This is a genomic window from Leptolyngbya subtilissima AS-A7 (assembly GCF_039962255.1).
Taxonomy (GTDB): domain Bacteria; phylum Cyanobacteriota; class Cyanobacteriia; order Phormidesmidales; family Phormidesmidaceae; genus Nodosilinea.
Window position 1 is genome coordinate 242,186 of the sequence record NZ_JAMPKY010000003.1, and the last position, 14,745, is coordinate 256,930.

14 protein-coding genes are annotated in these 14,745 nt (G+C 57.2%); 10 read left to right on the forward strand and 4 right to left on the reverse strand.

Features of this window, described 5'->3' with window-relative positions:
• Window positions 1-103: 103 nt before the first annotated feature.
• The 5 genes from NC979_RS08485 (at window position 104) to NC979_RS08505 (ending at window position 5,471) form a co-directional block, all read left to right on the forward strand.
• Window positions 104-880 (forward strand): HipA family kinase, encoded by a 777-nt coding sequence (locus NC979_RS08485; protein WP_190514699.1) that lies wholly within the window; start codon window positions 104-106, stop codon window positions 878-880.
• Entirely contained in the window at window positions 858-1,268 is a 411-nt protein-coding gene (locus NC979_RS08490) for a DUF3037 domain-containing protein (protein ID WP_190514700.1), read from the forward strand. The genes NC979_RS08485 and NC979_RS08490 overlap by 23 nt, the downstream gene beginning before the upstream one ends.
• A 298-nt stretch (window positions 1,269-1,566) precedes the next feature.
• Window positions 1,567-3,012: a PepSY-associated TM helix domain-containing protein gene (locus NC979_RS08495; protein ID WP_190514701.1), complete on the forward strand. Its 1,446-nt coding sequence runs from the start codon at window positions 1,567-1,569 to the stop codon at window positions 3,010-3,012.
• Window positions 3,013-3,088: 76 nt separating this feature from the next.
• Window positions 3,089-4,618 carry a cytochrome P450 gene (locus NC979_RS08500; RefSeq protein ID WP_190514702.1) on the forward strand — a complete coding sequence of 510 codons (1,530 nt, stop codon included), beginning with the start codon at window positions 3,089-3,091 and terminating at the stop codon, window positions 4,616-4,618.
• A gap of 322 nt (window positions 4,619-4,940) precedes the next feature.
• Window positions 4,941-5,471, forward strand: coding sequence for a universal stress protein (locus NC979_RS08505; RefSeq protein WP_190514703.1), 531 nt, complete (start codon window positions 4,941-4,943; stop codon window positions 5,469-5,471).
• A gap of 9 nt (window positions 5,472-5,480) precedes the next feature.
• Here the strand turns inward: NC979_RS08505 and NC979_RS08510 are convergent, their stop codons facing one another.
• The 3 genes from NC979_RS08510 to NC979_RS08520 form a co-directional block, all read right to left on the reverse strand.
• Entirely contained in the window at window positions 5,481-5,753 is a 273-nt protein-coding gene (locus NC979_RS08510) for an HNH endonuclease (RefSeq protein ID WP_190514704.1), read from the reverse strand.
• Between the two features lie 210 nt (window positions 5,754-5,963).
• Complete coding sequence (rpsD, locus tag NC979_RS08515) at window positions 5,964-6,572, reverse strand: 30S ribosomal protein S4 (protein WP_073610655.1); 609 nt, start codon at window positions 6,570-6,572, stop codon at window positions 5,964-5,966.
• 202 nt (window positions 6,573-6,774) lie between these two features.
• Complete coding sequence (locus NC979_RS08520; RefSeq protein ID WP_190514705.1) at window positions 6,775-7,548, reverse strand: amino acid ABC transporter ATP-binding protein; 774 nt, start codon at window positions 7,546-7,548, stop codon at window positions 6,775-6,777.
• Window positions 7,549-7,718: 170 nt separating this feature from the next.
• Here NC979_RS08520 and NC979_RS08525 point away from each other — a divergent pair, with 170 nt between their 5' ends.
• Entirely contained in the window at window positions 7,719-9,260 is a 1,542-nt protein-coding gene (locus tag NC979_RS08525) for an ABC transporter permease subunit (RefSeq protein ID WP_190514706.1), read from the forward strand.
• A gap of 78 nt (window positions 9,261-9,338) precedes the next feature.
• On the opposite strand, the gene NC979_RS08530 is transcribed toward NC979_RS08525, so the two are convergent.
• Entirely contained in the window at window positions 9,339-9,530 is a 192-nt protein-coding gene (locus NC979_RS08530) for a hypothetical protein (RefSeq protein WP_190514707.1), read from the reverse strand.
• Between the two features lie 442 nt (window positions 9,531-9,972).
• Here NC979_RS08530 and tsaB point away from each other — a divergent pair, with 442 nt between their 5' ends.
• The 4 genes from tsaB (at window position 9,973) to NC979_RS08550 (ending at window position 14,609) form a co-directional block, all read left to right on the forward strand.
• Window positions 9,973-10,596 (forward strand): tRNA (adenosine(37)-N6)-threonylcarbamoyltransferase complex dimerization subunit type 1 TsaB, encoded by a 624-nt coding sequence (tsaB, locus tag NC979_RS08535; protein ID WP_190514708.1) that lies wholly within the window; start codon window positions 9,973-9,975, stop codon window positions 10,594-10,596.
• A 140-nt stretch (window positions 10,597-10,736) separates the two neighbouring features.
• A complete protein-coding gene (locus tag NC979_RS08540) occupies window positions 10,737-12,398 on the forward strand; it encodes an FAD-dependent oxidoreductase (RefSeq protein WP_190514709.1) in 1,662 nt (553 codons plus the stop codon).
• A complete protein-coding gene (locus NC979_RS08545) occupies window positions 12,395-13,798 on the forward strand; it encodes a sensor histidine kinase (protein WP_190514710.1) in 1,404 nt (467 codons plus the stop codon). Before NC979_RS08540 ends, NC979_RS08545 begins: the two co-directional genes overlap by 4 nt.
• A 118-nt stretch (window positions 13,799-13,916) precedes the next feature.
• A complete protein-coding gene (locus NC979_RS08550) occupies window positions 13,917-14,609 on the forward strand; it encodes an SDR family oxidoreductase (RefSeq protein ID WP_190514711.1) in 693 nt (230 codons plus the stop codon).
• Window positions 14,610-14,745 lie beyond the last annotated feature (136 nt).

Sequence of the window (14,745 nt, forward strand, 5' to 3'; positions counted from 1 at the left end):
CTGAGCAAATCGCTCAATACCTTTTTGCGCTAGCCCTTGCCTGGGGCGATCGCGACGGTCGGTTCCACTAAAATGGGCTGAGGCTCTGTAACCGAGAATCCATTTGCGAACCGTTGTTGCCACCCGATACGTCACTCCCCTGCGGGAGGGAGGCTCTCTCCCCGCCATTGTGGAAGCTGACGATGATGGCATGTATGTGCTGAAGTTTCGGGGTGCCGGTCAGGGGGTCAAATCTCTGATTGCTGAACTCGTGGCTGGAGAAATTGCGCGGGCCGTCGGCCTGCTGGTGCCCGAAATTGTCCTGATCGAAGTTGATGCTGAACTGGCCCGTACCGAACCCGACCCCGAAATTCAAGATTTGATTCGAGCCAGTGTAGGTCTCAACCTGGCCCTCGACTACCTGCCCAGCTCCATCACCTTTGACCCCGTTGCCCAACAGCCCGATGCCGCCCTGGCCTCGGCCATTGTCTGGCTCGATGCCTACGTCACCAATATCGATCGCACCGCCCGCAATACCAACATGCTGATGTGGCACCGCCGCCTCTGGCTGATTGATCACGGTGTTGCCCTCTATTTTCATCACAGCTGGAACAACTACTTAGAGCGCAGCCGCACCCCCTTCCCCGGCATCAAAGATCACGTTTTGCTGCGGTTTGCTAGTCAGCTAACAGAGGTCGATGCCACCATGACAGCCCAGCTAACGCCGGAGCTCATTACTGGCATCGTCAACCTAATTCCAGAGCCCTGGCTGCTGGAGGGTTCTCCGTTTACCGATAGCCAACACCATCGCGAGGCTTATATTGAGTATCTGCTGAAGCGGCTAGAGCCACCCCACGCTTTCTTAGAGGAGGCCATTCGTGCACGATCAGGTCACCTATGATTACGCCATTATTCGGGTGGTACCTAAGGTTGAGCGAGAAGAGTTTGTCAACGTAGGTGTGATTGTTTCATGCTCGACGCGCAAATTCCTCGAAGCCAAAATTGAACTCATTCCGCAACGGCTGTTGGCCCTTGACCCTACCCTAGACTTAGAAACAGTCGAAGGTTATTTAAACACTATCCCGATCATTTGCGCTGGCGAAATCCAGGCGGGCGTCATTGGTCAACTGCCCCAGCGAGAACGGTTTGGCTGGCTGGTTGCCCCCCGCAGCACGATCATTCAAACCTCACGGGTGCATACCGGTCTGTGTAGAGATCTATCGGCTGTAATCGAACACCTTCTGGCCACTATGGTGCGTCCACTCCAGTTTCCCCTAGAGAAAAGCTAAACGGCTGATCTTTTGAATGCTTGGGTTTAGCATCCCCCCGGCTGGGGCTAAAGCAGTTTGGTGATGAGGTGCTGCTGAAAGAATAACAACGTGTAATACCGAATTCTGTTTGGCTAATCCTGTTTGGCTAACCGCTGATTGGTAGGGGCATTGCAGTGCAACGCCCCCACGGGCTACCTGTTTTGAAGCGGGGTTTTTCATGTCGGATGGCGTGCAAGGAGTTGACACCGTGTCTTTTGACAACATCTTTGCGCATCAGGCATGTTAATCGGAGTCTTGACTTTGGGCAAATACCGGCATGAATCCCTCCAACCTGGTTGTAAGGCAATCTCCAGCAGCTCTATCGCCTGGCAATCGGTTTTATCGCACGGTGTGGCGCTGGCACTTCTATGCTGGGTTGTTTGTGATTCCCTTCATGGTGATCCTGGCCGCGACGGGCATTGTTTATCTGTTTAAGCCCCAGCTAGATGCGGCCATGTACAACAACCTCATGTTTGTGCAGCCTGACCTGGTGACCCTGCCCTACGTTGAGCAGGTACAGTCCGTCGAAAGCGCGTATCCTGCAGCTGTAATTAATCAGGTTACGCCTCCTGCTGCCGCAAATCGCAGTACTGAAGTGTTGGTAACAACGGCGAATGAGCGCAATCTGATGGTATTCGTCGACCCTCACAGCGGCGAGATCTTGGGCGATCGCGATGAGGACAACAACCTACAGGCGATCGCCCGAAAGATTCATGGCGAGTTACTAATTGGCAAGCTAGGTGACTATTTAGTTGAGCTAGCCGCCTGTTGGGGTTTAGTACTGTTAATCACAGGGCTGTATTTGTGGTGGCCGCGCCAAAAGTTTGCTGTCTTGGGCACATTAATCCCGCGCCTCTGGAGCCAAAACAAACGGATATTTTGGCGAGATTTACATGCCGTGCCGGGGTTTTATGGCGTTCTTTTAATTGGGTTTCTAATCCTTACCGGCTTACCCTGGACGGGTTTTTGGGGAGACACCTTTGCCCAAGTGTCGAGCCAGTTTCCTACCCAAATGTGGGATGACATCCCCCAATCAGTTGTGTTGACGGGCTCGTTAAACCAGCGAGGTCAGGTAGTGCCCTGGGCCGTAGAACAGCTACCCATACCCCAATCTGCTCCCTCGGGCCAAACCGATCATTCGGGTCACCATAGCGAGTCAACACCGGCTCAGATGGGCCTGGCCTCTGGCATTCCCATTAGCCTTGACGCTGTGATCGCCCTAGCCCAGGCCAAAGGTGCGCCCCCTGGCTTTAATGTGACGTTGCCGGCAGGAGAGACCGGAGTATTCACGATCTCGGCTTTTCCGCCTGATCCAACCCAAGAAGTCACCATGCATGTTGATCAGTACAGCGGTGCCGTGCTGGCCGATGTGCGCTGGCAAGATTATGGTCTTGTTCCTAGAGCCGTGGAGATGGGAACGGCCATTCACATGGGGAGATATTTTGGGTTCGCCAATCAGTTGCTCATGCTGGTGGCAGCGTTGATTGTGATGCTGCTGGCCATCACCGGAGTTGTGATGTGGTGGCAGCGTCGGCCCCAGGAGGCTGGGCTAATCGGCGCTCCGGCCATGCCTGCCTATGTACAAAACTGGCGCATTCCATTGGCAATTGTTGCAGTTCTGGGGCTGATATTTCCCCTAATTGGTCTTTCACTGGTCGTTGTGCTGCTGCTGGACTACGTTTTGCTGAGCCGTATTCCTGCACTCAGACGCGTCTTCAATTAAGTGTGATCATCGTGTTTAGACAGCTAAACCTAGGCCTGTATAATCGGCGCATCTTTGTCCTTTGCGGGTACTTCCTATGACTCAGTTGTTGGGTGCTCCGCTTGTTTGGCTGCCACTGGGCTTGGGAGCGATCGCTCTGTTGACATGGCAGCGATGGGCTAAGCAACAGCGCTTTAAGTCGCTACGATCGCTCCCCTCTCCGCCCCAGCACTGGCTGCTGGGCAACATTCCCCAACTGCTAGGGGCGGTCAAAAATCGGCAGCTCTTTCAAATTTTGTTTGACTGGTCTAAGGAACTTGGCCCCAAGTATGTCTACTGGGTCGGCTATCCAGTACTGGTGCTCAGCCAGCCCAAACTGATCGACAGCACCATTGTGCAGGGCACCCGCGACGGCAGCCTTGTGCGCACCGGCCAGTCGCAGCGCGCCTGGAACGATCTGATGGGGCCGATCATGATCGGGAAGGATGGGGCCGAATGGCAGTGGCGACGCAAGGCCTGGAACCCAGAATTTAGCTCCAGTGGCGTGAGTCACTATATGACCCTAGTCGATCAAGCCTGCCAGCAGACTCTGACCCAGCTGCAAGCCACCCCGCCGGGGGAGCCGGTGCCGATGGATCCGCTGTTTGTGGAGCTGACCATGCGGGTGATTGCGGCTCTGGTGCTGGGCATTCCTATCGACCCCAGCCAGCCCAGCCCCGAAGGGCCGCCCCTGGAGATTGAGCCGACCTACGACGCCATGGCGGTCTTGACCTATCGGTTCTTGCGGATGGCCGTCGGTGAGAAGGCCTGGAGAAAATATTTGCCAACCCAGGCCAGCAAAGACTACTGGGCCGCCCGCCGCTATCTGGAAGACTGCTTGCGATCGCGCCTCGACCTGGCACTAGAGCTACGCGATGGCGACTCCGTTGCATTAGAGAAAGCCAGCCCACTCTTCCAACAGTCGATGCTGGTCAAAATTGCCGCCAAAGAGCCCCGCTACACCCGCGCCACCCTGCTGCCCGAGATTGTCGAAATGCTGATCGCCGGCACAGACACCACCGCCCACACCCTGTCCCTTGCGGTGGGCGAGCTGGCCCTCAACCCCTCGGTGTTTCAGCAAGCTCAGGCCACCGTCGATCGCGTCTTTGACCAGCAGGGCACCCTCACGCTGGCCAGCCTCAAAGAGTTGAGCTACCTGCAAGGAGTCGTTAAAGAAACCCTGCGGCTTTATTCCGTTGCGTCGGGCACAACCTCGCTGCAAGCCACCCGAGACATCGTGGTTGACGACATCACAGTACCCGCCGGAGCGCGCGTATTTTGGTCAATGCTGGGGGCCGGGCGCGACCCCGAGACCTATCCCCAGCCCGACAAGTTTTGGCCCGATCGCTGGCTCACCGAAAACCGCCAGACCCCAGCCCCACCGATGATTGACTTTGGCTCTGGTCCCCACCGCTGCCTGGGTGAGCACCTGGCCATGTTGGAATCGACCCTAATGCTGGCCCAGCTGCTGCGGCACTTTGACTGGGAGCTAGTCAATGGGCGATCGTCGGTGGAAAACCTGAAACAGAATTTGCTGATTTACCCCGTAGATAGAATGCCGGTCTATCTGCAACACCGTAGCCATTAGGCAAGGAGTCCTCGATCCGCTAAAGGGTTAGTAGCTGTTAAAGAAGCTTTGGCGTGATGGTCAAAGACCGGCTCAGAAGAGCGTTGGCGCAGCCTCTCCAAAGGAGAATCGCTCCTTAAGAACAGTGAAGCCCCCAACCCAATTTTGCCGTTCACCGTAAGGCATTGTTACGGCTAACCCTGCCGGGTTATAGGGCTTTTTATAATAGAGGCGTAGCCGCATCGCCCCTGGCCTGGCTCCATCACTGTCTCTATCGCTGCATCCCAAAAACGTGAAACAGAGAGCCTAAAACGCGGGCCTGTAAAACAGGAGACTCGCCGCTATGTTTAAGAAAATTTTGGTTGCTCTCGACAATTCTGCCCGCCGCCACGAGGTGTTTCAAAAAGCCCTCGACCTGGCCGAAGCCACTCGGGCCAACCTCATGCTCGTGCACGTGCTTTCGGCCTACGAAGAGGGTAGCCCCGGCATTCCCATTCGCTCGTACCAGGCCTATTACCCCGTGCTGGAAGACTCGACCTGGCGACTCTACCAAAAACGTTGGGAAGAATTTGAGGCCCAGGGCATTGCCCAACTACGGCAAGAACTCGATCGCGCCCAGTCGGCGGGCGTCAGCGCCGAATTTACTCAGATATCTGGGGAACCCGCCGCCACCATTTGTAGTGTGGCTAACTCCTGGGGCGCTGATTTGATCATGGTAGGCAGCCACGGCCGCCGGGGCCTGAGCGAACTGCTGCTGGGTAGCGTGAGCAACTACGTCATGCACCATGCCGACTGCTCAGTGCTGGTGGTGCACCACAACAATGGCAAACCAACCACCCCTGCCGAGACTACTACGGCCAGGGCTAGAACCTAGCATCGCTCGCTATCGATAGCTTCTCACCCGCTTATGGGGCTGCTGTTTTCGAACCCAGGCGACAAACTTCTGGATCCTGGGTTCTGCCTGTAGCTGCTCTAACGTATTCAGGTCTTTGGCTAGGGTGTGATTGTCAAACAGGGTGTGAATCTGTTTGTGGCAGGGGCGGCACAGCAGCACCGTCTCGCTAGTGGGCAGGTGGCGACGCTTGGTGTATTGGCGCGGCATCAAGTGGTGTTCGGTGAGATCATCTACGGGACGCTGGCACAACTGGCAGGGCATAGGCTCAGCCGCAATAGGGAGTAGTTTTATTCTTACGAATTTGCCCAAGAGACGCAAAATTGGGGTCGCAAAACTGGGGGCACAAAAAAATGGCTCCTAGCTGACGGGCCAGGAGCCAAACTACAAATTAATTGAGTAAGAGTAATGCGTTATGGGCGGTAAGCGATGACCGTTCGGCCAGCAAACAAACTCCAGTAATGACCAGCAGCCTTAGGCCTTACGGGAGTAGTACTCAACCACAAGCAGTTCGTTGACATTGAGGGCCACCCACTCGCGCTCAATGATGCCATTGACCTTAGCGGTGAGCTTGGCTTTGTCAAGCTCGAGGTGGGCGGGCACGTTGGCCAAACCGGGGAACTCCAGGTTGGCTTCGACCAATTTTTTGGAAGCTTCGCGATCGCGCACGGTGATCACATCACCGGCACGGCACTGATAGCTAGGAATCGACACCACGCGGCCATTCACGCAGATGTGGCCGTGGTTGACCACCTGCCGCGCCGAAGGAATGGTCGGCCCAAAGCCAAGGCGAAACACGGTGTTGTCAAGCCGCATTTCAAGCAGCTGTAGAATCACCAAACCAGTCGAACCACCAGCCCGACGAGCTTTCTTCACGTAGCGAAGCAGCTGCTTTTCGGTCAAACCGTAGTTAAACCGCAGCTTCTGCTTTTCTTCAAGCCGGACTGCGTACTCAGATTTTTTCTTGCGGTCTTGACCGTGCTGCCCCGGCGGATAAGCCTTACGGGGGGATTTGCGGGACAGACCCGGTAGCTCACCCAAGCGGCGTACAACCCGCAGGCGAGCGCCTCTATATCGCGCCATAAACGTTTACTCTCCGAACAATGTCTAACGTTGGAAGCAATTTCCAAAGATTCTAATCTTAGCGTTGATCAACGCTTAGATCAATCTTTGGAGATGGAATTTTGCTGGGATGGGTGACGGAGGGGAGAAAGACTTGGGGTACAGGGTATAGGGTTTAAGGTATAGGGCACCCCCTTGGACCCGGCACCCTATACCCTAAACCTTACTGATGCTGACTCAGGCGGCTGAGGAAGGATCTCAGGCGATCGCTGCGGGGGTTGCTAAACACCTCGGCGGGGATGCCCTCTTCTTCAATGATGCCGTTGTTGAAGAACAGCACTCGGCTGGAGACTTCGCGGGCAAACTGCATTTCGTGGGTGACCACAATCATGGTCATGCCCTCTTCGGCGAGCTGGCGCATGACGCCCAGCACCTCGCCCACCAGTTCGGGGTCGAGGGCGCTAGTGGGCTCGTCAAACAGAATGGCTTCGGGCTGCATGCAGAGGCTACGGGCGATCGCCACCCGCTGCTTTTGCCCACCCGAGAGCTGCTCGGGATAGGCATCGGCGCGATCGCCTAGGCCCACCTTCGCCAGGTACTGGCTGGCCAGGTCGCGACAGTCGGCATCAGAGTGCTTGAGCACCTTGCGGGGCGAGAGCATCAAATTCTCAATCACCGTCAGGTGAGGAAACAGATTGAAGTGCTGAAACACCATGCTTACCTGGCTGCGCAGGTGGTAGAGCGCCTTCCAGGGCAGTTTTGGGGCTGACATGTCTTGGCCCATCACCTCTAGGTGGCCCTGGTTGATGGCCTCTAGCCGATTGAGGCAGCGTAGAAACGTACTCTTGCCGCAGCCCGAGGGGCCAATAATCGACACCACATCGCCCTTAGTAAAGGTGGTGCTTACCCCTTTTAAGACCTCCAGCGAGCCGTAGCTTTTGTACAAGTTTTCGCAGGCAATTACGGGGGTGGCGATCGCGGTCATGGTGGTCGTCATGGGCGGGCGCAATGACAGGGCTTAATCTCTATCAGAGAATCACTGGCAACCAGAGACATCTGTATCCTGAAATACATTTTATCGTGAAGGGAATTGACTATGGTGCAACACAACCCGGATTGCGATCGCCCGGAAGCTTCCGGAAGCTTTTGTCGTAGAGTGTCGCCGACATGGTTTTTCGTCTGTTTAGCTCACGCTGGTTGAAGCGCTGTTTAGCTTTGGTGCTAGGACTGCTGCTTGGGATCGGGGCAGCTCAGCTGACCGGTCTGGCTCAAGATGCTCCAACGGTGTGGGAGGTGGGCACTGAACCTGCCTTTCCGCCCTTTGAGATGAAGGACGACAGTGGCAACTTGGTTGGCTTTGACATTGAGCTGATGACAGCGATGGGGGAAGCCGCTGGGCGAGAGGTGAGGTTTATTACCTTGCCCTTTGATGGCTTGATTCCGGCGCTACAGTCGAGAACCATCGATGCGGCGATCAGCGGCATGACCGTTACCGCCGAACGGGCTCAAACCATTGATTTCACCCGGCCCTACTTCAAGGCGGGTTTGGCGATCGCCGTTCGCCAGGACAACAACGACATCACAACCCTAGAAGATTTAGAAGGCAAGCGCATTGCGGTGGCGATCGGCACCACCGGAGCCGACCAAGCTGGCCAGGTAGAAGGGGCTACCGTCAGCACCTTTGACAACTCGCCCCTGGCTCTGCAAGAGCTGCTCAACGGTCGGGTAGATGCCGTGGTCAACGACCTGCCTGTCACCCTCTATGCCATTCGCGAGGCCAATCTCGAGGGCCTCAAAATTGTCGGCGAGCTAGTCACCGAAGAGTATTACGGGATTGCCATCCCCAAAAACTCTGAAGAACTGACGGCGATGAATGATGCCCTCGCCACCTTGCTGCAAGACGGCACCTACGCCGAGATCTACCAGCGCTGGTTTTCTGGCGAGCCGCCGGAGCTGCCGGTAGTCGCTCCATCCTTGGCCGACGCCGGCACGGCCTCGGGTCTGGCCTGGGGGCGGCTGTTCCAAAACCTGATACGCGGCGCGTGGATCACCATTCTGCTGACCGCATCCTCGTTCTTTCTAGGGCTGATTGGCGGGTCACTGGTGGCCTTTGCGATGATTTCGCCCATTAAACCTCTGCGCTGGCTGTGCCGCATCTACGTCGACTTCTTTCGCGGCACGCCCATGCTGGTGCAGCTGTTTATGATCTACTTCGGCCTGCCCGCCCTGTTCCAAAGCCTGGGCTTTGACCTCAGCTTTAACCGCATCTTTGCCGCCGTACTGGCCCTCAGCCTCAACGTAGCCGCCTACCTGGCGGAGATTCTGCGCGGCGGCATTCAGTCCATCGATCGCGGCCAGTGGGAGGCGGGCGAATCCCTCGCGATGAATCCGGTCGAGACTATGCGCTACGTCGTCTTTCCTCAGGCTTTTCGGCGCATTTTGCCCCCCCTGGGTAACGAGTTCATTACCCTGATCAAAGACACCAGCTTGGCGGCAGTAATCGGCTTTGAAGAACTGTTCCGTCAGGGGCAGCTAACGGTGGCAACCACCTACCGCGCCTTTGAGGTGTATCTGGCAGTGGCGATCGTCTATCTGGTGATGACCTCCCTGGCATCCTTTGTCTTTAAGCGCCTAGAGGCCTACATGGACCCAATCAACCGGCCCCGGAAAGCAAAGAAAGACCCAGTGCCCTCTGCGATCGGGGTTTAGGGAGGCACTCTAGGGCCAATTCAGCAGCATGAATTTCGTAGGGGCGCAGCAGGCTGCGCCCCTACCTTCGTTTGATGCTTACTCCTGTTTTTGCTCTGCACTCAACAAGATTTGGTAGACAAACAGCTGCTTTAGGGCTGTCGTCTGCTGCTCTTGCTGGTTGGCTGAAGCGTGGATGTCTGCTGCTATCAGTACGCCTCCGGCAACCAGGGCCAAGATTACACACAAGTTGCGGAGAATAAGGCAGTTGGGGAGGCAGCGATTTTTCATGGGGGCGACCGTAGCAATACCAGACATCAAGACCGACAGCCGGATACCTTCATTATTGAAAGCATCTGGTGATTTTTCTGTGTAAAGAAAAAGGCTTTATAAAAGTTACCGAAAGTTGACTCGGTACTGGAGAGAACCCTGACTTTAGGTAGTGACGTTGGTTACCCCTGTAATGCTCCAAGTGTTGTGAATACGAGTGGCTGATTTGGGTTGAGCACCGGCACCAGGATGGCCTAGGGGGTTAGGGAGCAGGGTGTGCTGATGAGCCGCAGATGGTGCAGGTCAGGGAGGGGGCGATCGCATCCTGGCTATCGGTCTGTCAGCACCAGAAATGCTAGGGAAGTCGGTGGTCAGGACAGTTGAAGATGCAGCGGTGGGTTTACCCTGCTCCTGGCTCCTGTATTCTTAAACTCCTAGTCTTTTGGATACCCAATCTACGTTCATGCTAGGTCTAGCGATTCATACCTGCGGCCCCGACTTGGGGCTGGCCCTGAGTAATTTTGACGGCGAAATTCGCCACCAGACCTGGCCTCTAGGGCGTGACCTCTCCACCCAGTTGCACAGTATTTTGATAAACTTCATCGCGCCCTACACCTGGACGGATCTCTCGTTCTTGGCGGTGGCTCAGGGGCCGGGGGGCTTTACCGGCACTCGGATTGGAGTGGTGACAGCGCGCACCCTGGCTCAGCAGCTAGAAATACCGCTGTTTGGCGTGTCAAGTTTGGCCGCAGTGGCCCAACAGGCCCTGGATAATTCCCCGGCTGGGTCTATGGCAGATGTTGCCGTGGAGATGCAGGCCCGGCGAGAGCAGTTATTTACTGCCATCTATAAATCGACCGCTAACGGCTTAGAGCCATCCCACCCTGACCAGGTGCTCAAAGCAGCAGCTTGGGAGCAGGTGCTGGCCAGCTATCCCCAATCTCTGCATCGCGCGATCGCTGGGGATGACTTGGCAGCGACGGTGGTGCAAGTTTTGGCCTTGGCCCATGGGCGCTGGCTGAGGGGCGATCGCCCCAACTGGTCGTCGGTAATGCCTTACTACGGCCAGCACCCGGTGGATCTGTAGACGCCTGTGAGCAGTGGCTGAGGTATAGCCCCACGCAGATTTTTGAAAGGTCGGTCGGCTACACTGGGCAGCAACGCCTTTGGCTGTCATCTCTTCACCGTCAAGGGCTGAACCGAGTTGCCCCCCTTCAGGTGTTTGCCGTGGCCAAACCGATTATTTTCACCGTCGATGACGACCTGGATGTGCTGCAAGCGATCGCCCGCGACCTGCGGCGACACTACGGCGAGCACTACCGCGTCATGCGGGCCAGCTCTGGGGCAGTGGCCTTCGAGGCCCTGCAACAAGTCGTCCAGCGCGGCGACCCAGTAGCGTTGCTGCTGGTCGATCAGCGCATGCCCGAGATGAGCGGGGTGGAGTTTTTAGAGCAGGCCATCAAGCTGGTGCCCGACGTCAAGCGGGCCTTGCTCACCGCCTACAGCGATACCGATGCCGCCATTCGCGCTATCAATGAGGTCGGCCTTGACTACTACCTGATGAAGCCCTGGGACCCGCCGGAGGAAAACCTGTACCCGGTAATTGATGACTTGCTGGCCGATTGGCAGGCCAACTTTCGGCCCCCCTTCGAGGGCATTCGGGTGGTGGGCGATCGCTGGAACCCCCAGAGCCACGAGATCAAAGACTTTCTGGCCCGCAACCAGATCCCCTACCGCTGGCTGGATGTGGAGCGCAGCGAAGAGGCCCGCACCCTGGCCGGCTGTGTGACCCAGGCCAAGCTGCCCCTGGTGCTGTTCCCCGATGGGGAACCCCTCCGCCAGCCCAGCACCGCCGAGCTGGCAACTCGCATTGGCCTGCAAACTACAGCAGCCAAGCCCTTCTACGACTTGGTGATTGTCGGTGGCGGCCCCGCTGGGCTGGCGGCGGCGGTCTATGGCGCGTCCGAAGGGCTGCACACGGTGCTAATTGAGCGCGAGGCTCCCGGGGGCCAGGCGGGCACCAGTTCCCGCATTGAAAATTACCTCGGCTTTCCAGTGGGGCTGAGCGGCAGCGATCTGGCTCGCCGCGCCGTCAGCCAGGCCCGCCGCTTTGGGGTCGAAATTCTCACGCCCCAGTCGGTGCAGTCCTTGCGCACCGACAACGACTACCGACTGCTGACCCTCAGCGACGGCAGTGAAATCAGCGCCCACGCGGTGATTTTGGCCTTGGGGGTCTCGTGGCGGCGGCTCGACACGACGGGGCTGGAGCAGTTTACCGGGGCGGGGGTCTACTACGGCGCGGCCCAAACCGAAGCCTTGGCCTGCGAAGGGGAAGATGTGTACATCATTGGCGGGGCCAACTCTGCTGGGCAAGCGGCGATGAACTTCGCCAAGTACGCCAAGTCGGTGACGATGCTGGTGCGGGGTGACTCGCTAACCAGGAGCATGTCGCAATACCTAATCGACCAAATTGCCGCGACAGATAACATTACGGTGCAGACCCACACCAGCGTGATCGAAGCCAAGGGCGGGACGCAGCTAGAGGCGTTAGTGCTGCAAAATGCCATCACCGGGGCCACTGAAACCGTGCCGGCCCAGTCTCTGTTCATCTTCATTGGGGCCACTCCCCACACCGATTGGTTAGAAGATTTGGTGCAGCGGGATGCTCGGGGCTACTTGCTCACTGGCCCAGACTTGGGCAGCTCTGGCGTGCCGCCCCATCAGGTGTGGTCGCAGGAGCGGCCCCCCTTTCTGCTAGAGACCAGTCTCCCTGGCGTGTTTGCAGTAGGCGACGTGCGCTGCGGATCGATCAAGCGAGTGGCATCTGGCGTGGGGGAAGGGTCAATCTGCGTGCAGTTTGTTCACCAGTATTTGGGGGCGGTGCGATGAGCGCGTCAACGCTTTGTCTGGAACACTTGAAAGCTATTGAGCCCTTTAACCACCTGCCCCAGGAGCGGCTGGAATGGGTGTGCGATCGCGCCACCTCCCTCCAGCTATCTAAGGGTGACTACCTGGTCAAAGAGGGCGACTTGACCACCACGATCTACGTCATTGCCTCGGGTCGCCTCGGCATTACCCGCCAGAGCGAAGGCATCGCCATGCCCATTGGCCAGCACGAAGGCCCTGGCTATATCGGCGAAATTCCGGTGCTGACGGATGAGCCCGCCCCGGTGACGCTACAGGCGATGTCAGCTTGTCAGGTTCATAGCATTGCCGGCGCCGACTTTCTCACCCTGCTGCACGAGTGCCGCGACTTTGAGCGTGTGGTGTTTCGCCTGATGCAGCAGCGGGTGCGAGGGCTAGAGTCGTTTTTGCGCGGGCGCGAGAAGATGGCGGCCTTAGGGACGCTGTCGGCGGGGCTGGCCCACGAGTTGAATAACCCAGCGGCGGCCCTGGTGCGATCGCTCAGCGAAATGGTGCCCGCCATTCGTGAGCTAGAGAAAATGAATATGCTCTACGGCCAGACCAACGCCACCGAAGCGGAATCGGCGGAGTGGCAGCGGGTACGCGATGCGGGCTATGAGACTATTCTCAAGTGCGGGGCCAATGCGGTGACGGTGAGCGATCGCGAAGAGGAACTGCTCGACTGGCTCGAAGACTACGGCGCTACCGAAGCCTGGAAGCTGGCCGAACCTCTAGCTCAGGCGGGGATCGATATCCCCACATTAGAAAGGCTGATGGCCCCCTGGCGCGACAACCCCACGCAGCTACACGATATGGGCATTCGCTGGCTGGCCCTCTCCTTTGAGATGATGTCGATGATTCAGAGTGGCCAGCACGGGGCCGAGCGCATCGCCACCCTGGTCAAGTCAATGAAGTCTTATAGCTATATGGATCAGGGCGCGCAGCAGATGGTTGACCTGCACCAGGGGCTAGAAGACACCCTGCGGCTGTTTGCCTTCAAGCTGAAGCAGGGCATTAAGGTGGAGCGCGATTACGATGCGACGTTGCCCAAGCTGATGGCCCACGGCAGCGAGCTCAACCAGGTGTGGACCAATTTGATCGACAATGCGATCGACGCCATGGGCGAGAAGGGCACCCTCACCCTGCGCACCTGCCACTTCCAGGGCGACGCTCGGGTAGAAATTATTGACACTGGGCCGGGCATTCCGCCGGAGATTAAGTCGCGCATTTATGAGCCGTTTTTTACCACTAAGGGCGTCGGCAAAGGCTCGGGGTTAGGCCTCGAAACGGTGCTTCGCATTGTAGAAAACCGCCACCACGGCACCATCTCTGTGGAGACTGCACCAGGCCACACCTGCTTTGCCGTGTGTTTGCCCCTGGAATAGGCGGAAACGGCGCATCGACCGTGATTCGGTCTAGCTCCCCAAACCCTAGCCGCTCTTGCCCAATCGGCATCTGTGGCAAGATATCCATGGAGATTCGTGGCAGAGTGGGAGACTTAACATGGCGAGTTCTAGAACTCTACTGATTACTGGCGCATCTACAGGTATCGGTGCCGCCACTGCCCGACAGGCGGCAGCGCAAAATTTTAACCTTGTCTTGGCCGCCCGCTCTACTGAGAAGCTGGAACAGTTGGCGCAAGAACTGGATGCCGATAGAGTTCGGACTTTTGCCTGTGATGTCACTGACTATGCGGCTCAAGAAGAGTTGGTAGCCAACGCAGTAGAGGCGTTTGGCAGCCTAGATGCGGTGTTTGCTAATGCTGGTTGTGGCGGTGAGCCGGGTGGGTTTTCGGGGGCTCCGGTTGAGTCTTGGCAGCGCATTGTCAACACCAATATTTTGGGCGTCGCCTACACGCTGCGGGCCAGCCTAGAAGAACTAAAGAAAGCTAAAGGCCACGTCATCATTACTGGCTCGATCGCAGGGCGCACAGTGCTGAAAGGTTCTATGTATGCAGCCTCGAAATGGGCTGTCTCAGCGATCGGCTACAACTTGCGAGAGGAGATGCGAGGCACGGGGGTGCGTGTCACTCTAATTGAACCGGGGATGGTAGACACACCGTTCTTTGATGACCCAAAGCCCGATGCACTGCGTCCTGATGATGTAGCTCGAACGGTGCTCTTTGCGCTCTCGCAACCGCCCAATGTTGATATTGGTGAGCTTGTGGTTTTGCCAACACCACCTGTTGAAGGGTAATAGATAGAGCTTAGCTACGGTGCTTCGCATTGTAGAAAACTGCTACCACGGCACCATTTCTGTGGAGTTTGCACCGGGCATACCTGCTTTGCAGTGTGCTTGCCTCTGGAAAGGCAGAAACGACTCACACAAAGGT